At 65.3% G+C, this 16,987-nt stretch carries 17 protein-coding genes and 1 pseudogene; 14 read left to right on the top strand and 4 right to left on the bottom strand.

Features of this window, described 5'->3' with window-relative positions; genetic code table 11:
• Positions 1-161 precede the first annotated feature (161 nt).
• Both ACQPXH_RS17335 and ACQPXH_RS17330 read left to right on the top strand, forming a co-directional pair.
• Positions 162-1,172, top strand: a complete 1,011-nt coding sequence (locus ACQPXH_RS17335; RefSeq protein WP_433597565.1) for an endonuclease/exonuclease/phosphatase family protein — start codon at positions 162-164, stop codon at positions 1,170-1,172.
• Positions 1,173-1,378: 206 nt separating this feature from the next.
• A complete protein-coding gene (locus ACQPXH_RS17330; RefSeq protein ID WP_387283899.1) occupies positions 1,379-1,534 on the top strand; it encodes a DUF6131 family protein in 156 nt (51 codons plus the stop codon).
• A 73-nt stretch (positions 1,535-1,607) separates the two neighbouring features.
• Here the strand turns inward: ACQPXH_RS17330 and ACQPXH_RS17325 are convergent, their stop codons facing one another.
• The 3 genes from ACQPXH_RS17325 to ACQPXH_RS17315 form a co-directional block, all read right to left on the bottom strand.
• Positions 1,608-2,012 (bottom strand): hypothetical protein, encoded by a 405-nt coding sequence (locus ACQPXH_RS17325; RefSeq protein ID WP_433597564.1) that lies wholly within the window; start codon positions 2,010-2,012, stop codon positions 1,608-1,610.
• Positions 2,013-2,135: 123 nt separating this feature from the next.
• Entirely contained in the window at positions 2,136-3,500 is a 1,365-nt protein-coding gene (locus ACQPXH_RS17320) for a flavin monoamine oxidase family protein (protein ID WP_433597563.1), read from the bottom strand.
• A 159-nt stretch (positions 3,501-3,659) separates the two neighbouring features.
• The gene (locus tag ACQPXH_RS17315; protein WP_433597562.1) at positions 3,660-4,646 is read right to left on the bottom strand and encodes a hypothetical protein; all 987 of its coding nucleotides are present in this window, start codon (positions 4,644-4,646) and stop codon (positions 3,660-3,662) included.
• Between the two features lie 935 nt (positions 4,647-5,581).
• Here ACQPXH_RS17315 and ACQPXH_RS17310 point away from each other — a divergent pair.
• From ACQPXH_RS17310 to ACQPXH_RS17255, 12 genes and pseudogenes are all read left to right on the top strand, one after another.
• Positions 5,582-6,562, top strand: coding sequence for an acyl-CoA desaturase (locus tag ACQPXH_RS17310; RefSeq protein WP_433597561.1), 981 nt, complete (start codon positions 5,582-5,584; stop codon positions 6,560-6,562).
• Positions 6,563-6,574: 12 nt separating this feature from the next.
• A complete protein-coding gene (locus ACQPXH_RS17305; protein WP_433597560.1) occupies positions 6,575-6,832 on the top strand; it encodes an acyl carrier protein in 258 nt (85 codons plus the stop codon).
• Positions 6,833-6,834: 2 nt separating this feature from the next.
• Positions 6,835-7,734: a class I SAM-dependent methyltransferase gene (locus ACQPXH_RS17300; RefSeq protein WP_433597559.1), complete on the top strand. Its 900-nt coding sequence runs from the start codon at positions 6,835-6,837 to the stop codon at positions 7,732-7,734.
• Positions 7,731-8,990 carry a cytochrome P450 gene (locus ACQPXH_RS17295; RefSeq protein WP_433597558.1) on the top strand — a complete coding sequence of 420 codons (1,260 nt, stop codon included), beginning with the start codon at positions 7,731-7,733 and terminating at the stop codon, positions 8,988-8,990. The genes ACQPXH_RS17300 and ACQPXH_RS17295 overlap by 4 nt, the downstream gene beginning before the upstream one ends.
• Positions 8,987-9,724 (top strand): thioesterase II family protein, encoded by a 738-nt coding sequence (locus tag ACQPXH_RS17290; protein ID WP_433597557.1) that lies wholly within the window; start codon positions 8,987-8,989, stop codon positions 9,722-9,724. The genes ACQPXH_RS17295 and ACQPXH_RS17290 overlap by 4 nt, the downstream gene beginning before the upstream one ends.
• A gap of 8 nt (positions 9,725-9,732) precedes the next feature.
• On the top strand, positions 9,733-11,460 hold the full coding sequence (locus ACQPXH_RS17285) for a fatty acyl-AMP ligase (RefSeq protein WP_433597556.1): 1,728 nt from the start codon (positions 9,733-9,735) through the stop codon (positions 11,458-11,460).
• A gap of 4 nt (positions 11,461-11,464) precedes the next feature.
• A complete protein-coding gene (locus ACQPXH_RS17280; protein ID WP_387283872.1) occupies positions 11,465-11,920 on the top strand; it encodes a PaaI family thioesterase in 456 nt (151 codons plus the stop codon).
• Positions 11,921-11,925: 5 nt separating this feature from the next.
• Positions 11,926-13,134 carry a cytochrome P450 gene (locus ACQPXH_RS17275; protein WP_433597555.1) on the top strand — a complete coding sequence of 403 codons (1,209 nt, stop codon included), beginning with the start codon at positions 11,926-11,928 and terminating at the stop codon, positions 13,132-13,134.
• 29 nt (positions 13,135-13,163) lie between these two features.
• Positions 13,164-13,979: an alpha/beta fold hydrolase gene (locus tag ACQPXH_RS17270; RefSeq protein ID WP_433597554.1), complete on the top strand. Its 816-nt coding sequence runs from the start codon at positions 13,164-13,166 to the stop codon at positions 13,977-13,979.
• 141 nt (positions 13,980-14,120) lie between these two features.
• Entirely contained in the window at positions 14,121-14,342 is a 222-nt protein-coding gene (locus ACQPXH_RS17265; RefSeq protein ID WP_433597553.1) for a hypothetical protein, read from the top strand.
• Between the two features lie 217 nt (positions 14,343-14,559).
• Positions 14,560-15,260 (top strand): annotated as a pseudogene (locus tag ACQPXH_RS17260) (SDR family oxidoreductase).
• Between the two features lie 28 nt (positions 15,261-15,288).
• Positions 15,289-15,711, top strand: a complete 423-nt coding sequence (locus tag ACQPXH_RS17255; RefSeq protein ID WP_433597552.1) for a tautomerase family protein — start codon at positions 15,289-15,291, stop codon at positions 15,709-15,711.
• A gap of 94 nt (positions 15,712-15,805) precedes the next feature.
• Here the strand turns inward: ACQPXH_RS17255 and ACQPXH_RS17250 are convergent, their stop codons facing one another.
• On the bottom strand, positions 15,806-16,873 hold the full coding sequence (locus tag ACQPXH_RS17250; RefSeq protein WP_433597551.1) for a serine hydrolase domain-containing protein: 1,068 nt from the start codon (positions 16,871-16,873) through the stop codon (positions 15,806-15,808).
• Positions 16,874-16,987: the final 114 nt, after the last annotated feature.

Raw genomic sequence — 16,987 nt, 5'->3', positions numbered from 1 at the left:
GCGGCGACTCGCTGTGAATGCGTATCGACCGAACGGGCGTACGAACGAAGCGGACGCACCTCGGGAATTCACTCGAGCCCGATCGTCGGCGTGATGAGGGAGGCCATGATGGGTTGATGAGGCGAAGCGACTCAGGGTCGGCAAGGGCAGGGGCGGGCGCAGTGCTCGAGGCTGGTTCGGAGATTTCCGCCGCTGCCGCACCCGCGGCACGCGAGATCCGGGTGCTGGCATTGAACACGTGGCACAGCGGTAGCAAGATCTCCACTGGTATTCAGCTGATCACCGATCTCATCATCTCGACACAGGCCACGATCGTGCTGCTTTCGGAGGCAACCGAAGCGACCACGGCCGTCGCGGCCGAACTGGTTCGGCGGGGGCGCGAGTTCAATGCCATTGCCTCGCACGACACCGGAATTCTGTCGGTGTTTCCGGTCCAGGACAGCGCCGACCTGCAATGGATGGTCAAGGCGCGGTTGAACATCGGCGGAAAGCGCCTCACCGTCTACTCCGCGCATCTGGAGTATCGCTGGTACGCCTCCAACCTGCCCCGAGGCTACGGTCCCGGAGCTCCGGCGCCGGGCGAGTTCGCCGCGCACGAGTGGAACAAGCTGCCCGACGGCCCAGTGACCGACCTGGCCGTGATTCAGCGCATCAACGCGGCCTCGGGCCGCCCAGAGGTCATCAGCAACTTTCTCGCCGACGCGAAAGCCGAAATCGCCGACGGGGCTTCGGTCATCATAGGTGGCGATCTGAACGAGCCGTCCCTGTTGGATTGGACGCCCGCCACGGCGAAGTTGTTCGACCACAACGGTGTGGTGTCGGCGTGGGAGACCACTCGGCGCCTGCAGGAAGCCGGTTTCATCGATGCCTACCGATCGATGTATCCAGACCCGGTGACCCATCCGGGACTCACCTGGCCCTCGGACAACATCGATGTGGATGTCTCCGAGCTCGCCTGGGCTCCTGAGGCCGACGAACGCGACCGCGTCGACTACATCTTCGCTCAGGGCACCGCCCTGTGTCTGTCCGCCGTCGGCATCATCGGCCCGCGCGGGTCCATCGTGCGCGGTACCCGACGGCAAAAGACGACCCAGGACAACTTTGTCGCCTCGCCTGCCCCGTGGGTCAGCGACCACAAAGGCATCTTCGCGACATACCAACTCACCGACTGAACGACGTTATCTCCGGATGCCGCGACAAGTCTGCCCAGCAGCGTTGTTTGGCTGTCGGAATGCGGGTTATCCGCCAGAAGACCGGCAGGAAACAAGCCGGACATATTCGACCCCGGCCGAACGCATACGCGGCGGCATCGGGACTAGCCCGGAAAGGAACTGAGATGAGCCCCTTCGAAAACAGCAGCGAAACGAGGTAGCTGGCCATGATCATTCTCGGAATTATTCTTCTTATCGTCGGGTTCATATTCAGCATCCCGATCCTGTGGACAATCGGAATCGTGGTTCTCATTATCGGGCTCGTGTTGTTCCTATTGGGGTCGACGGGCCGCGCCGTCGGCGGCAGACGCCATTACTACTGACCCTTGGATCGGTGAGTACCGGCGCCTGCCCTATGCCACTGAACATGACAGCAGCGGCCGCACGAGTGGTTCCCTATTGCATGGCGAAAAGCTTCGCCTGTCCGGATACAACCGTGTCATTGCTGTCGACAAGTGCGACTCGCACCTGGACTTGACCCGACCCCAGAGGTGGCTGTCCAGGGGTCTCTGTCATCGCGATGCTCGCATCGTGTTGGGTATTGTCGCAGGTGACGGCATTCTGCGTGCCCTGGGCGGCCGGACCGTCGGCGGTGGGTTCGCCCATCATCGCCCGAATGCTGGTCACCCCGTCGGAGTTATCGCAGCTGTAGGTGACTTGAACTATCGTCGGTCCGGCGCGGGCGATATCGATGCTCGTGGCGGCGAGAGCGGGAGCAGCCGTTACGACCATGGCTGTCGCCATCGTTGCGAAGACGGTCGCGACGTGGTTGCTGCGCCGACAATTCCGGGTAGTCATCATGGATCTCGGTTCCTCCTGTGTGGCGGGGATGAATCGCTGAACACAACGGGAAGAGAACGCGGCATTGGCCGTACTGCACGTATCCATGGTGCAGCCTTCGGGACTGAGCGGGTGGGGAAACCGCTAGACCGCCGTCGCCGTCTCGTGCGCGAGCACTTCACTTGCCACCCGTTCTCCCGAGCGAACGGCTCCGTCGACCCAACCGCACATGACGGCAGAGCTCTCGGTTCCGGCCCAATGGATGCGGCCGCACGGCTCCCGCAGAGCATGGCCGAACTGGGTGAGGACACCGGTGGGTGCGTGACTCAGCATCCCGCCGCCGGAGTAGCGCTCGACAGTCCAGTTGTGCTCGACGTAGTCGACGGGGGAGCCGGCCGTGTCGCCGAACCGCTCGACCAGCGCGCCGAGGACCGCCTGCCTTCGTTCGGCCTCGTCGAGTTGTCCGACCTGCCGCGCGATGGGTCCCTCGACGATGACACATAGGATCCCGGGTCGCGCGGTATCCGTGCAGGCATCGATGGTGATGGTCGCGGGCGACCCCGGTGCGGCCGACTGCCCGGACAATCCGTCGCGCCGCCAGAACGGCTCGTCGTACACGGCGGCAATCTTGATGATCGAGCCGCTCGGCATCCGCTGATGCAGAAACGATCGATCGACCGGCAGCGTGGGCTCGTACAGAATATGACTCGCGATGGCCAGGGGAACCGCCACGATCGCCCGACGTGCGCGCACCGTCACGTCTTCCGCCCGCACCGTGACACCGGCGGAGTCCTGGTCTATCCGGCGAACCGGCTGCGACAGATGGATCGAGTCGCCGAGTTCGGCCGCCATCGGCCGGTAGATTGCACCCATGCCGCCGACCGGTCGAGCATCCTGCGCGCCGTTCTTGACGCCGAGGACGAAGTTCGGCCCTCCCGCCGAGGCCATCTGGTACAGCACGAACAGTAGTGACACCTCCGAGGCGGCCGAGGTGTAGCAGCCGGCGACGGCGGTCTCGAGCAGATCATGGGCGGGTCTGGACAGCACGTGGTCGTCCAGCCACTGCGCCAGGCTGAGCTGGTCCAATCCGGCTGCCTGCTTCGATGCCCACGGCGCGTCGAGGGGAACCGACTCGCACATATGTCCCAGCTCGAACAACGCCGCACCGAGGTTCAACGCCGCCCACGGGCTCATTGTCCACGGAATCGTGCCCGTGTAGCGGTGCTGCTTGCCCTCGACCACCATGATGGCCTCACCGTCGGTGTACTGCTGGTAACTCGGTACCCCGAACTCGTCCATCAGTGCGTGGATCCGGTCTTGCCCCGGTCCTACCCACGCACCACCGCGATCGATCCACGACCCGTCGGCACGCACTTCGGTGAATGTGCGCCCGCCCGGCCGGTCGCGGGCTTCCAGCACCGCTACCGATCGACCCGCCTGTTTCAGCCGCAGTGCGGCTGTCAGTCCTGCGAAGCCTGCACCGATCACGCAATAGTCGACATCTGTCATGGCGAGCTGTCCTCGTATCGCAGTTCTGCGCACGGCCGCCGTCGGACCAGCGCACGATCGCGGCACCCTCGACACAGCGGGTGCACATCGCCTTCGATCAGGTAGACGGGTCGAATATTCAGCAATTCTAGAGCGAATTCCGAGGCAGAATAAGCCGTTTCAACGGTTCGGCGTGAACGGTTCGGTCCCGAGCACCAGGCGCAGACCCGAGATACCGGAATGCGCTCGGGCGTAAGCCAGTTCGCGGCTGATGTCACCGACGTTGTTGACTATGGGAACCGAAATGGCGAGCGTTGACAGCGTGCCGAGCGCATTGCCATCGCTGTCGAGGAAGGCGCTGCCGCTATCGCCCGGAATGCCGGGGATGGTCGCGACAAAAGCGTGGGTCCAGCCGCTGGCAGCGACATCGTCGATCTTGCTTTCACCGATCTGAGGGGACAGGCCGGCGATACCGCCACGCAGAATTGAGTTCCAGTAGCTGTAGAGGTGGTCGCCGGCATTCGTGCCACTGGTGTTGATGCCGACCGGGCCGCCCCAGTGCGGCAGGCTCGGATTGACTTTCCCGATGTCCTCCGGCGCGAGCTTCACCAGCGCCAAGTCGTTGTAGGCGCAGGCATTTCGGTCCTGCTCGCCGTTTTCCTGCATGGTCAGCCAACTGCTGTACGCGAGTTGCCCGGCGGCGGTCGTCGCGCCGGAAACCGGCGAGCCGTTGCGGTTGAAACTCACAGCGGTTCCGAGCGGGAGGCTACCGGCGGTGCAGCCATCGGTTTCGGTGACGAGTCCCGTGGTGCCGCAGTGGGCCGCCTGGCCGATGTACACGTGGCCGGTGTCATCGATGAAGACGTAGTTCGCCGTGCATTGGACAGCATCGTGGGTATAGGTCTGTATCCCCGGGGTGATCGCGGCGGAGGCGGCGGGCGCCCATTGATGTCCGGCCTGGTCGGCGGCAACGGTCGTCCCGTAGCCGGCGCCGAAGGTGAAGGCCTGCCGTTGCGGTGACGCAGACGTCGAGGCCGAAGCGTGGTTGTCTGCTGTGCTGTCGGTGCCGGGCTGGTTGCCGCAGCCGGCAGCCAGGTACGTGCCGGTCACTGCGAGGACGCAGGTGACCGGAATGGCGAACGCGCGGCGAAAACTGGACAGCAGCATCGATGGTCTCCTAGTGGTTGTGAGGTGGACGATCTAGCGCGAGGTGCGGCTGCGGACCGCAATGCGCCGAGCGCAATGGCGTTGCCGAGCGATTGTCATCCGGCTTCCTGCTCACATTGCGTCCTCGGTCGGCCGGCTTCGGTATTCACGCAAACTTGTGGCGATGCTTGATCCGGTTTCGGGGCCCGGCGGACGGCTGCCGTGCAAGACCGAATGACCAGCTAATCTGAACCTCATTCGTTTGCCATCACGACGTGTTCGGGTATTGCCAAGAAGTCGACCAGACATTGAGATGAAGGCCCGCAAATTCTCAGCATAACTTAGCGGAACCGGCTCGGCGGAAGAGCGTTGCGACCTCTCTCTCCGAGGCGATGTTCGAGGCATGCGACGTCGGCCGTGTCCGGCGGAGTGTCGTGATCGAATCCGGTCGGCGGCATAAAGCACTTCCGCATCAGCGCCGTGGTCTCGGCCATCTCGTTGTACGGATTGATCCGCGCACGGAGTGCTGCCGTGTATCGGAGCGCGTCGCCACGTGCCGGTGCCGCATACTCGTCGAAAAGATTGCGCGATGACCATCATGTCCGCGACAGCGCGGTGTCTCGGGTCGGTGATGTTGCTGCTGGGACTGACCACACCGGCAGGGGGCGACCCGACGGCTCCTGAACTGGGGCACGCGGGTCGCTGGCTCACCGACGAGCAGGGCCGGGTGGTCACCTTGCACGACATTGCGTGCGCGCATCGCGGCAAACGGTCTGGTCGCCGACGGTGGCCGGGTCACCGGAGTACTGGTGAGCGAAGTTCGGCACCGGGTCACGATCAGCGATTTCGATCTTGCGATCGGTAGGACTCGGTCCTGCGATGGCGGTCCGATCGCCGAGGTTACGGTCGAGGGGTCCCGCTGGCGAAACGGTCTCGGACCGATGAGGTGTAGTCGAGTGATTGCCGAAGATAATCATCGGAATGGCGACTTGCTCGAGCCGCGCAGGAAAACTATCAGCAGTCCTTACATTCATCGGCTGCAGCGTCGGCATTTCCTTCTTTTCGATATTCTGCCGATTCTCGGCACGGCCTGCGCATTCGCGTTTCTCGCGGTACGTCCGTTCGGCGTAACCGAATTCGCGCTGCTGTTCTCGATGTGGCTGGTGACCGGGCTCGGCGTGACCGTCGGCTATCACCGGCTGTTCACTCACCGCACGTTCAAGGCGGTGCCGTGGGTCGCCGGGCTACTGGCGATATTCGGGTCGATGGCCGGACAGGGCGGCGTGGTGTCCTGGGTGGCGCTGCATCGGCGGCATCACGAATACAGCGATCGCGAAGGGGATCCGCACTCACCCAACCTTTCCGGCGGTGGTTTACTCGGTTCGCTGCGGGGCCTCGTGCATTCGCATTTCCTGTGGATGCGCCGACACGAATACCCGAACGTCGTGCATTACGCTCCCGACCTCGTCAAGGATCGCGGCTTGGTGCGGATCGCTCGTCTCTACTACTACTGGGTGGGGCTCGGGCTGCTCATCCCCACGGTGATCGGCGGGTTGGTTTCGCTGAGCTGGACCGGGGCGGTGAGCGGTCTGCTGTGGGGCGGTCTGGTGCGGATCCTCGTACTCGAGCACATCGTCTGGGCGATCAATTCTTTCCTGCACATGTTCGGTACCCGCCGCTACGCATCGCGGGAGAACAGCCACAACGGCGGAATATTCGCCCTGGTGACGTTGGGGGAGTCGTGGCACAACAACCATCACGCATTCCCCGAATCGCCGTCCTTCGGTTTGGATTGGTATCGGCTCGATCCCGGCTTCTGGCTCATCAAACTGCTGGAGATATTCGGTCTGGCCTCGGATCTGAAAATGCCGTCGGCGCCGCGGATCGCCGCCAAACGTATTTCCGGAAACACTGAACCCGTCGGTAACGCAGCGTGAGGAATACACACAGTGGACACGAGTAGAGACGCCATCGTCCAGTGGTGCAGGGAATATCTCGGAAATTTGCTCGAGATTCCGGCGGAAGCGGTGGACCCGGCGGCGGACTTCGACCGGATGGGAGTCGACTCCGCTCTCGCGGTTGCGTTGCTGATCGAAGTCGAGGCGCGCTACGGCGTCGATCTGGCGCCCGAGGATCTCTTCGAGAACCCCAATATCAATGCGGTGGCCGGCTATCTGCACGAGCAGAGCCGGCGGAGCGTGGCGTAGCCATGTCCGCGACGATCGGCGACGATCGCGCTGATGCGGCGGCGGCCGCGATCCGGCACCACTACGACGCGGGCAATGACTTCTATCGGCTGTGGCTCGATACGTCGTTGAGTTACTCCTGCGCGTTGCGTGAGAGCAGCGCCGACACCTTGGAAGCCGCTCAGGAACGGAAATTGCGGTTCCATCTGGACGCGATCGGCGCCGACAGCGCCGCGGCGGTGCTGGACATCGGGTGCGGGTGGGGTGCGATCCTGCAACGCCTGTCGGAGCAGCACGCGGTCGTGCGGTCGGTCGGGCTCTCCCTCAGCGCCGAGCAGGCCGAGTTCGTGCGGTCGCGCGACTTTCCAGGCGTAGAAGTGCGGCTGGAGAACTGGATGCATTACGAGCCGGATATGCGTTTCGACGGCATCATCTCGATCGGCGCTTTCGAACACTTTGCCCGGCCGGATGATTCGCCTGCCGAGAAGATCCGGGTGTACCGGGAGTTCTTCACCCGCTGCCGCAACTGGCTGCACGACGACGGCGTGCTGTCGCTGCAAACGATCGTCTACGCCAATATGGAGCGCGAGCACGCGAACACGTTCATGCAGCGGGAGATCTTCCCCGATGCGGACCTGCCGACGCTCGCCGAGATCGCGGCCGCGGCCGAAGGCGTCTTCGAGATCCGCTCTCTCACCAATGGGCGTCTCGACTATGCGTGGACCTGCGAGGAATGGGCGCGCAGACTTCGGGCGAACCGTGCCGAAGCCGCCGAGATCGTCGGCACCGAGGTGGTCGCTCGCTACGAGCGCTACCTCAAGCTCTCCGCGCTCGGCTTCCGGATGGGCAAGATCGGTCTGCTGCGGCTCGTGCTGGCACCCTATGGCGACGGATTCTTCGGTCGAGGGGTGCGGGCCGGATGACAGTGCGAACGCCCGATCAGGCCGAGCCGATTCGGCCACGAGTCCGGTTCAACCCCTTCAGCGCGGAGTTCCGCCGCGACCCTTACCCGCTCTACCGGGAACTGCGTGAGACCCAGCCGGTGCACAAGACACTGGGGATGTGGGTGCTCACCCGGCACAGCGATGTGCGCGGGGTCCTGCTCGACCGCTCGTACAGCGCTGGACTGATTCCGCGGCTGGTTGGCGAGCAAGCCGAGCGATTCGGGCAGCACGATGTCGCGCGGATCGAGCAGTTGGGCCGTAAGTCGTTGGTGTTCACCGACAATCCGGACCATGCGCGGTTGCGCGGACTGGTGAATCGGGTGTTCACCGCCCGGGCGGTCGCCGACCTGCGCCCCCTGGTCACCCGGGTCGCCGAGGATCTGATGCGGCGAGCCTGGAACGCGGGCGGCCTGGACGTGATCACCGAGTTGGCTGCGCCTTTGCCGGTGACGGTGCTGTGCGAATGGATGGCCCTTCCCGGCGACCTGCGCGAACGGGTCGGCCCATGGACCCACGACATTCGGTTCCTGCTGGAACCAGGACTGATGAAGGCCGAGGACTTCGCACGCGTCTGTGCGGTGGTCGAAGAGTTCGCTACCGCTCTGGACGGGGTGCTCGCCGAGCGTCGATCCCGGCCCGGCGCCGACCTGATCAGTCGGCTGCTCGCCGCGCGCACGGCCGGTGGCGACATGCTCAGCGACGAGGAGCTGATCTTCGTCTGCATCATGTGTTTCGTCGCGGGCAACGAGACCACGAAATCGTTGATCGGTAACGGTGTGCTGGCACTGCTGCGGCATCCAGATCAGGCCGCGCTGCTGCGGCGCAGGCCCACGTTGGTCAGAGCCGCCGTCGTGGAGGCGCTGCGTTATGACTGTCCGCTCCAGCTGACCAAACGTCTGGCCACCCGCGACGCCGACATCGATGGGAAACGGGTATCGGCAGGCGACCAAGTCCTGGTGTGCCTGGGCGCCGCCAACCGCGACCCCGCCGTCTTCGACCGACCCGACGAGTTCGATCTGACCCGCACCGCCGGGGATCATCTCGCCTTCGGCCACGGCATGCACGGTTGCCTGGGTGGGCTGCTCGCCGAACTGCAGGCGGAGGTCGCCTTCGAATACTTGTACCGGCAATCACAGGACCTGGAGCTACCGGACGGTGAGTTGGCATGGCAGGACCACAGTTTCATTGTTCGTGGGTTGAAAAACCTACCGGTCACACTCCGGAGCGTTCGATGACCGTCCTGCGATCGACTCGGACGTGGCTGCGGCAGGAGCGCGCCGAGGCCCCCGTACAGGTGGTCTGCATACCCCACGCGGGCGCGGGCGCGTCATCGTTCAACCGTTGGCTGGACCTGTTCCCGCCGGACATCGCCGCGGTCCGGGTCCAGCTCCCCGGCCGGGAGGATCTGTCCGGCGAGCACGCGCTGCGCCGCGTCGGCGACGCGGTGGACGGGTTGATGCCGCAGCTCGAGCAGTTGGGCGGTGCGCGAGTGGCGATCTACGGCCACAGCATGGGAGCGCTGGTGGCGTTCGAGCTGGCCCGCGCGCTCGCGGCGGCGGGCAGACCGGCGACGCACCTGTTCGTTTCCGGCCGTCGTGCGCCGCAATTGTTTTCGAGCCGCACACCGATTCACCATCTGGCCGAAGACGATTTCGCCGCGGCGCTCATCGCGATGAACGCATGGGGTGCGGCGGGGCGCAGCGCCGCCTTCCTGCGCTACGCACTACCACTGATCCGCGCCGACCTGGAGCTCTCCGAGGAATACCACTATCAGCCGCTGCCAAGGCTGGGCTGCCCGATCATAGCGTTCTACGGCACCGAGGACCCGGTGGTCGACCCGGCCGAGATCGCGGCGTGGCATGAGCTGACGGGCGGCGGCTTCGCGATCCACGGATTTTCCGGCGATCACTACTTCCACCATCGGCATCGAGTGGCCATCGCGGCGGCGATGACTACCGCGTTGTTGTGAGGACCGACGTGCCGCACCCGATCCTGCTTCCCGACATCCTGCAGCGCCGCGCCGTCGATGAGCCCGACCGGACCGCCTATGTGTTCTTGGACGAGAACGGTTCGGCGACAACCACACTGACCTACCGCGAATTGCACGACCGAGCGCTGGCGGTGGCGGCCGAGCTCGAATCCCGGTGCGCGCCGGGGGACCGCGCGCTGCTGGTGTTCCCGCAGAGCCTGGATTTCATCGTCGCGTACTTCGGTTGCCTCTATGCGGGCGTCATCGCGGTGCCGCTGAATCCGCCGCGCCGCGACAAGGTGCAGGAGGCGACGCGAGCCATCACCGTCGACTCCGGGCCAGTCGCGGTGCTGACGCTCGGTGCGATGATCGCGACGCTGCGTCCGGCGCTGGCGCCGATCTGCGCGGCCCGGCATTGGCTTGCCGTCGACGAGTTGCCCGCGGCGGGGGCGGGCGTCACGCCCACCGTCGCCGAGCTCGATGCCGTCGCGTTCCTGCAGTACACGTCCGGTTCCACCGCAGCTCCCAAAGGGGTCATGGTCACGCATCGGAACCTGATGGCGAACGAGGAGATGATTCGGCAGGCGTTCGGCCATGATCGGGACTCGACGGTGGTCGGCTGGGCGCCCTTCTTCCACGACCAGGGTTTGATCGGCAACGTGCTGCAGCCGCTGTATGTGGGGGCGACCAGCGTACTGATGTCGCCGACGACGTTCATTCGCCGACCGCTGCTGTGGCTGGAGGTCATCTCCCGGTATCGCGCGCACACCAGCGGTGGCCCCAACTTCGCCTTCGACGCCTGTGTCGCGCGCGCCGCGGGAGAGGTGCCCGAGTTGGATCTGAGCAGCTGGAAGGTGGCGTTCAACGGAGCCGAGCCGATCCGCGCCGGGACTTTGTCCCGATTCGCGAAAACTTTCGCGCCGCACGGGTTCGATGCTCGGGCGTTGTATCCGTGCTATGGCCTCGCCGAGGCCAGCCTGCTCGTCGCGGGCAGCCGGAAAGGGCGCGGTCCGCTGACGCTCGACGTGGATCCCGATGCACTCGGCTGCGGTCGTTATGCCGATGCGGCAGCCGAGCCGGCCCGCACCCTTGTCGGCTCGGGGTGTGTGCTCGCGGAGCAAGAACTGCGGATCGTGGATCCCGAAACCGGGCAGCCCTGCCCGCCGGAACGGATCGGCGAGATCTGGGTTTCGGGAGAGCATGTTGCACACGGCTATTGGGAGAAGCCAGAGGCGACGGCCGAGACCTTCCACGCGCGATGCGCCGACGATCCCGCACGAACCTACCTGCGCACCGGCGACCTCGGTGTCGTGGTGGACGGTGAGCTGTATGTGGTGGGGCGGCTCGCGGACCTGATCATCGTCCGGGGGCGGAACTATTACCCGCAGGACATCGAACACACCGTTCAGTCCGCGCATCCCGCGCTCCGGATCGGCGGTGGTGCGGCGTTCTCGGTGCCCGGGCGTGACGGTGCGAAACTCGTTGTGGTGCAAGAGGTCAAGCGTGACGCACTGGAGGCCGATGTCGCCGACATCGTGGGCGCGGTCAGGACGGCGGTCGTCCAGGAGCACGAACTGGCCATCGGCGAGGTGGTGCTGACCACGGCCGGCCAGGTGCGGAAGACCAGCAGTGGAAAGATCATGCGTTCAGCAGCCAGAAAACGGTATCTGGCAGGCGGATTCGGGACCTGGTCACCACACGGCGAAGAATCCGCGGAACTTCGAGCAAGGAGCTGAGCACATGCAGATCTGGCAAGCGGAAAACCCCGATTTCGAAGCGGCCGTGACGGGCGCGGTGCTCAGCATGCCCGCTGCCCAGCATTTGGGTTTCGAATTCGGGCGGGTGGCTCCCGGCGAAGCCGAGATAGTCCAGCCGCATCGCAAGGAACTCACCCAGCACGACGGGTTCTTCCAGGGCGGCGTGCTCGGCTCCCTGGCAGATTTCGCCGCCGGTTCCGCGGCCGGGACCCTGCTGCAGCCAGGATGGGTGAACATGACGATCGACTACACGGTGAAGATCCTCGCCCCGGCGAAGGGGCCGAAGGTCGTCGCCCGCGGCCGGGTGATCAAGCCGGGCGCGCTCATCACGATCGCCGCCGCAGACGTTTACTCGGTCGACGAAGACGGCGAAACACTCTGTGCCACAGCACTTGTGACCATGCGAAACGTGAAACTGTTCAAATCGGACCGGGAGTAGTGGCCATGACCTCCGACGGATTCGTGTTCGACCCGTTCGTCGCGGGCTTCGCCGCGGATCCGTATCCCCACTATGCCCGGCTGCGCAGCACCGCACCCACGCACGAGCATCCACTCGGGTTCTGGATCGTGTCGAGATACGAGGATGTCGCCGGGCTGCAGCGCTCGGCGCAGTCCGTCGACGAGCAGTACTTGACCCGGCTGCCGTCGTGGAAGAGCGACAGCAGCAAGCTCGGCAAAGAAAACCGGATGATGCGCGGACTATCCATGCTGGACCGGGACCCGCCCGATCACACCCGCCTGCGCCGCCTGGTCGCCAAGGCATTCACAACCCGCGCAATCGAGGCGTTGCAGCCAAGGGCCGAGGCACTCGTCGACGCCGCCCTGGACCGCATCGCCGAAGCGGGCACCGCGGATGTCGTTGCGGAACTGGCGTTTCCGGTGCCGTTCGGGATCATCTCGGAGATGCTGGGTGTCCCGGTAGTCGAGCACACGCGGCTGCGCGAACTCACCGCGATACTGGTGCTGGCGTTGGAACCCCTTTCCGATCCGGACCTGCAGGCCAAGGTCCGGTCGGCCAACGAGGAATTGTTCGCGATGGTCGGTGAACTGGTCCGCTGGAAACGCGCCACACCCGGCGACGACCTGCTGACCAGGCTGATCACCGCCGAACACGAGGGCGATGTCTTGAGCGAGGACGAACTGGTCGCCCAGGTCATGCTGCTCTACATCGCGGGCCACGAAACAACCGTGAATCACCTCGCGGGCGGGATCCTGGCTCTGCTGCGACATCCCGACCAGGCTCGACGGCTCCGGGAAGACCCGGGACTTGCCGACAACGCCGTCGCGGAACTGCTCCGATACGACACCCCGGTGCAACTGATGCGCCGGATCACCGTCGGCCCCCTGCCCATCGGCGGCGCGGAGATCCCGCCCGGCAGTTTGGTGCTCGCCTGTGTCGCCGCCGCCAATCGTGATCCGGAGTTCTGGGGCGCGGACGCCGACGAATTGCGCCTCGACCGGCCGAACGCGCAGCAGAACCTCTCGTTCGGTGCGGGCATCCACCGCTGTCTGGGTGCGGCGCTGGTTCGGCTCGAGGCCCGAGTCGCCTTCTCGCACTTCGTGGCGCGCTTCCCCGACGCCGTCGTCGAGGAGCTGCGCTGGAACGGCCGGATCAATGTGCGTGGCCCCGCCGAACTATCGATCTCGGTGTAGCGCAAAGTTTTCGGGAGACGGACAGAATCGTGCCGACAATCACGATCGATGGCGCACAGATCGCCTACACCGACACCGGAGCCCCGGCCGGCCGGCCGGAGGCGGCTACCGTGGTGTTCGGCCACGGACTGCTGTTCGGCGGCTGGATGTTCCAGCCGCAGATCGAGGTCTTGCGCGCGCACTACCGGTGCATCACGATCGACTGGCGAGGGCAGGGCGCGACTCCGGCAACCACCCGCGGCTATGACATGGACACCCTCACCGGCGACGCCGTCGCGGTGCTCCGGCGCCTCGAGGTTGCTCCGGTGCATTGGGTCGGTCTGTCCATGGGCGGCTTCATCGGACAGCGAATCGCGGCGCGCCACGCAGCGCTGCTACGCACACTGACGTTGTTGGACAGCAGCGCCGAGCCAGAGGATCCGAACAAGATCAGCGAGTACAAGCGGCTGGCGCTGGCATTGCGACTGGTCGGTGCCCGACCGATTCTCGGCAAGATCGAACCCCGCCTCTTCGGTCCGAGTTTCCTCGCGAACCCCGCCAACAGACCCGCGATCGACAAGTGGGCCGCCGGCCTGGGGCGCTGCGATCGTGCGGCTGTGCGCAAGTCGGTGCTCGGTGTTGCCGATCGTGCGTCGGTCGAGCATGAGATCACCGCCATCACGGTGCCGACGCTCGTGGTCGTCGGCATCGACGACACAGCGACGCCGCCCGCACGATCCGAGCGCATCGCCGAGTTGATCCCGGGCGCTCGACTGCACACCATCGCCGATTGTGGCCACACCAGCAGTTTGGAACAGCCGACCGCGATCACGGCACTGCTCCAGGATTTCCTCGGCAACCATTGACCGATCCTGATAGCCGGCCATGAGCCGACCGATTGACCAGCAGGCAGACACCGGACAATATGAATCATGGGTGTCTGTCAGATGCACGAATATCGAACTGCTCTATGTCTGTCGGGGCGGACAGCCTGACGCGAGCATCGAGTGCGTGACGAATCCGATGTGGCCCAGGCGCGCGTCTTCTACAGATTGCTCGAGGCCGAGGCCGCTGCCCTTGATGCAATGCTGCGAACCCAGCTGACCCGGCGCGGGGCACCGCGGGCGACCACCGAGGCCCGGTTGCTGGATCGGGACATGCGCGAGGTGCGCCGCTGCCTGGCTCAGCTGCTCGACCGATTTCCGGAACTGGGCTCCAACGAGCGCTGAGATCCGCTCGCCGACTTGCGCCGCCCGATTCGAACACCGAGCCGTCTCGGCAACTCGACATCAGGGCGTGGCAGTGATGCTTCAGTCGCGCCCCGCCTCCCTCTGCCGCTGACCCGCCGTGTCGAATGCCGCGCTGAGGGTCGGTGTTGTCGGGTGAGCGGAACGTTGGCTATAGTTATATATAGTCAGCTCCGGCGAACGAATCAGGAAGGCAGACATGACCAGAATCGAAGGTGCTATCGCCCTGGTGACCGGCGGGCAACGCGGCCTCGGCCGAGCATTCACCGAGGAACTCCTGGCGCGTGGCGCGGCCAAGGTCTACGCAACCGCCCGCAAGCCCGAGGCGGACGATAATGCTCGCGTCGTCCCGCTCGAACTGGAGGTCACCGACCCGGATTCGGTTGCGGCGGTGGCGGAACGGGCCGCTGATGTGAACATCGTCATCAACAACGCCGGTGTACTGCGCTCCGCGCCGCTACTGCATGCCGAAATGGCCGATGTGGTCGAAACATTCGAGACCAACGTCTTCGGTCCCTGCGCATCGCCCGGGCATTCGCTCCCATCCTCGCCGCCAATGGTGGTGGCGCACTGGTGGATATCCACTCCGTCCTGTCCTGGAGCTCGGGGGGCGCGGCCTACGGTGCGTCGAAGGCCGCCCTGTGGTCTCTGACCAATTCCCTGCGCATCGAACTGGCGCCGCAGGGCACCCAGGTTGTCGGTGTCCACCTCGCCTTCGCCGAGACCGACATGGTGAAGGCCATAGACGCCGTCAAGCTCAGTCCCGCCGTGGTCGCCGCCGCACTCGCCGATGGCTTGGAACAGGGTGCGCACGAAGTCCTCGTCGATGAGTTCACCCGGCAGGTGAAGGCATCCCTATCCGGTCCCGTCGAAAACCTCGTCCTGCCCTTCCGTCGCTGAGACGCCGCTTCGCCCAAAGGAATTCGCCATGCCGCTCTGGCACATCTACCACCCCGCGAACACCTACACCCCGCAGGACAAGCAAAACTTCGCCCGGGACATCACCGCCTACTACGCCCGCGTCGGCCTCCCGGAGTTCTACGCCGTAGCCCTCTTCCACGAACTCCCGGCCGACTCCTGCTACGTGGGCGGCAAACCCACCGCCGCCTCGGTGCGCGTCACCATCGACCACCTCGCCCGGCAACTCGACGACCCCGAAATGCGAAAGCGCATGACCCGCGGCCTCGACACCCTCATGGCCCCCTATACACACGACCGCGGTCTGTACCTGGAATTCAATATCAACGAGGTAGCCCGCGACACCTGGATGATCGCCGGACTCTTCCCGCCGCCGATCGGCAGCGATATCGAGCAGGCCTGGGCCGAGGAGAACAAGCCCATCCCGTACTGAAGTCGGCGGCGGCGCCGGACCGGCGTACTTGTCCGAGGCAGCGGATTCACCAGGCGCACTGGGCTTTCCATCGCGCCGATGCGGATGGTCGCCGTCAGGCGGTCAGCGCATCGTAGGCGGCGATCACGATGCTCAGGGCTCGCATATTGTCGTCGGTCCACAGCATCTGGTTCATCACATAGGACACCGTCATGCGGTGCTCGAAGTCGACGAGCACCAGGGAGCCGCCCCATCCGCCCCACGAGCAGGTGCGACCCTCGAGACGGTAGCCCATGCCCCAGCGGATCGGCCATTCCAGCACACGATCCCGGCCGTGGAATTGTTCTTCGAATACGCGATCACAGCCTGGCTGCGACAGCAGGCGAACACCGCCGACACTGCCGCCGCAAGCGAGTATCGACTGGACCGCGGCGACCGAGCGTGCGTTGCCGTGCCCGTTGACGGCCGGGATTTCCGCGCGCCGCCACGCCGAAGTGTTGGCGTCGGACACTCCGACCGAGAATCCCTCGGGGCGGTCCCCCTCGGGCGCGGGGACGAGCGCGGCAACGCGATGGTCGTGCTCGGGGGATAGCCCTATGTGGAAGTCCGCACCCAACGGCGCGGCCACTTCCTCGGCGAAGAATGTGCCCACGCTGCGTCCGGTCACCCGGGCGATGACCTCACCGATGAGGAAGCCGAACGTGATCGAGTGGTAACCCCCTTCGGTGCCCGGTTCCCATTGGGGAGACTGTCCGGCAAGACGCGCGGTGATGGTCGGCCACGAGTACAGGTCGGCGGCCGCGATGGGGGTGTCCCATACCGGCAGACCCGCGGTGTGACCGAGTAGATGCCGGACCAGCACAGCGTGTTTGCCCGTTGCCGCGAACTCCGGCCAGTACCTGGCGACCGGCGCGTTCAGATCGAGTTCGCCACGGTCGGCCAATATCAGCGCGCACAATGCCACCATCGTCTTGGTCGTCGACCAGACGTTGACGATGGTGTCCGCCTCCCACAGCACGGTGCGATCCGCGTCGGCATAGCCGCCCCAGATGTCGACCACGGGTTCGCCGTCGACGTACACCGCCGCCGACGCGCCGACATCGTCGGCGTTCAGCGATGCCGCGAGTGCCTCGGCGACACCGGCGAACCGCGCATCGTAGGAACCCCGCACATTGGTAGTCACGGGCCCACCGTAGACCGCGTCCACCGCACGGCACCAATGATTTTCACCGCCGCCGTTGCCGAATCTGTTCGCCGGCGAACTCGACACCCTCTTCACACACCGACCACGCCGCAG

Source organism: Nocardia sp. CA-135953 (assembly GCF_050955735.1).
Taxonomy (GTDB): Bacteria; Actinomycetota; Actinomycetes; order Mycobacteriales; family Mycobacteriaceae; genus Nocardia.
This window is presented reverse-complemented; position numbering and strand designations above follow the sequence as displayed.

What these genes read in the sequence shown, in the direction of transcription:
- ACQPXH_RS17275 (WP_433597555.1), top strand. Translation starts at nt 11,926, where the DNA reads ATGACCTCCGACGGATTCGTGTTCGACCCGTTCGTCGCGGGCTTCGCC.
- ACQPXH_RS17300 (WP_433597559.1), top strand. Translation starts at nt 6,835, where the DNA reads ATGTCCGCGACGATCGGCGACGATCGCGCTGATGCGGCGGCGGCCGCG.
- ACQPXH_RS17330 (WP_387283899.1), top strand. Translation starts at nt 1,379, where the DNA reads ATGATCATTCTCGGAATTATTCTTCTTATCGTCGGGTTCATATTCAGC.
- ACQPXH_RS17315 (WP_433597562.1), bottom strand. Translation starts at nt 4,646, where the DNA reads ATGCTGCTGTCCAGTTTTCGCCGCGCGTTCGCCATTCCGGTCACCTGC.
- ACQPXH_RS17295 (WP_433597558.1), top strand. Translation starts at nt 7,731, where the DNA reads ATGACAGTGCGAACGCCCGATCAGGCCGAGCCGATTCGGCCACGAGTC.
- ACQPXH_RS17280 (WP_387283872.1), top strand. Translation starts at nt 11,465, where the DNA reads ATGCAGATCTGGCAAGCGGAAAACCCCGATTTCGAAGCGGCCGTGACG.
- ACQPXH_RS17290 (WP_433597557.1), top strand. Translation starts at nt 8,987, where the DNA reads ATGACCGTCCTGCGATCGACTCGGACGTGGCTGCGGCAGGAGCGCGCC.
- ACQPXH_RS17255 (WP_433597552.1), top strand. Translation starts at nt 15,289, where the DNA reads ATGCCGCTCTGGCACATCTACCACCCCGCGAACACCTACACCCCGCAG.
- ACQPXH_RS17320 (WP_433597563.1), bottom strand. Translation starts at nt 3,500, where the DNA reads ATGACAGATGTCGACTATTGCGTGATCGGTGCAGGCTTCGCAGGACTG.
- ACQPXH_RS17325 (WP_433597564.1), bottom strand. Translation starts at nt 2,012, where the DNA reads ATGATGACTACCCGGAATTGTCGGCGCAGCAACCACGTCGCGACCGTC.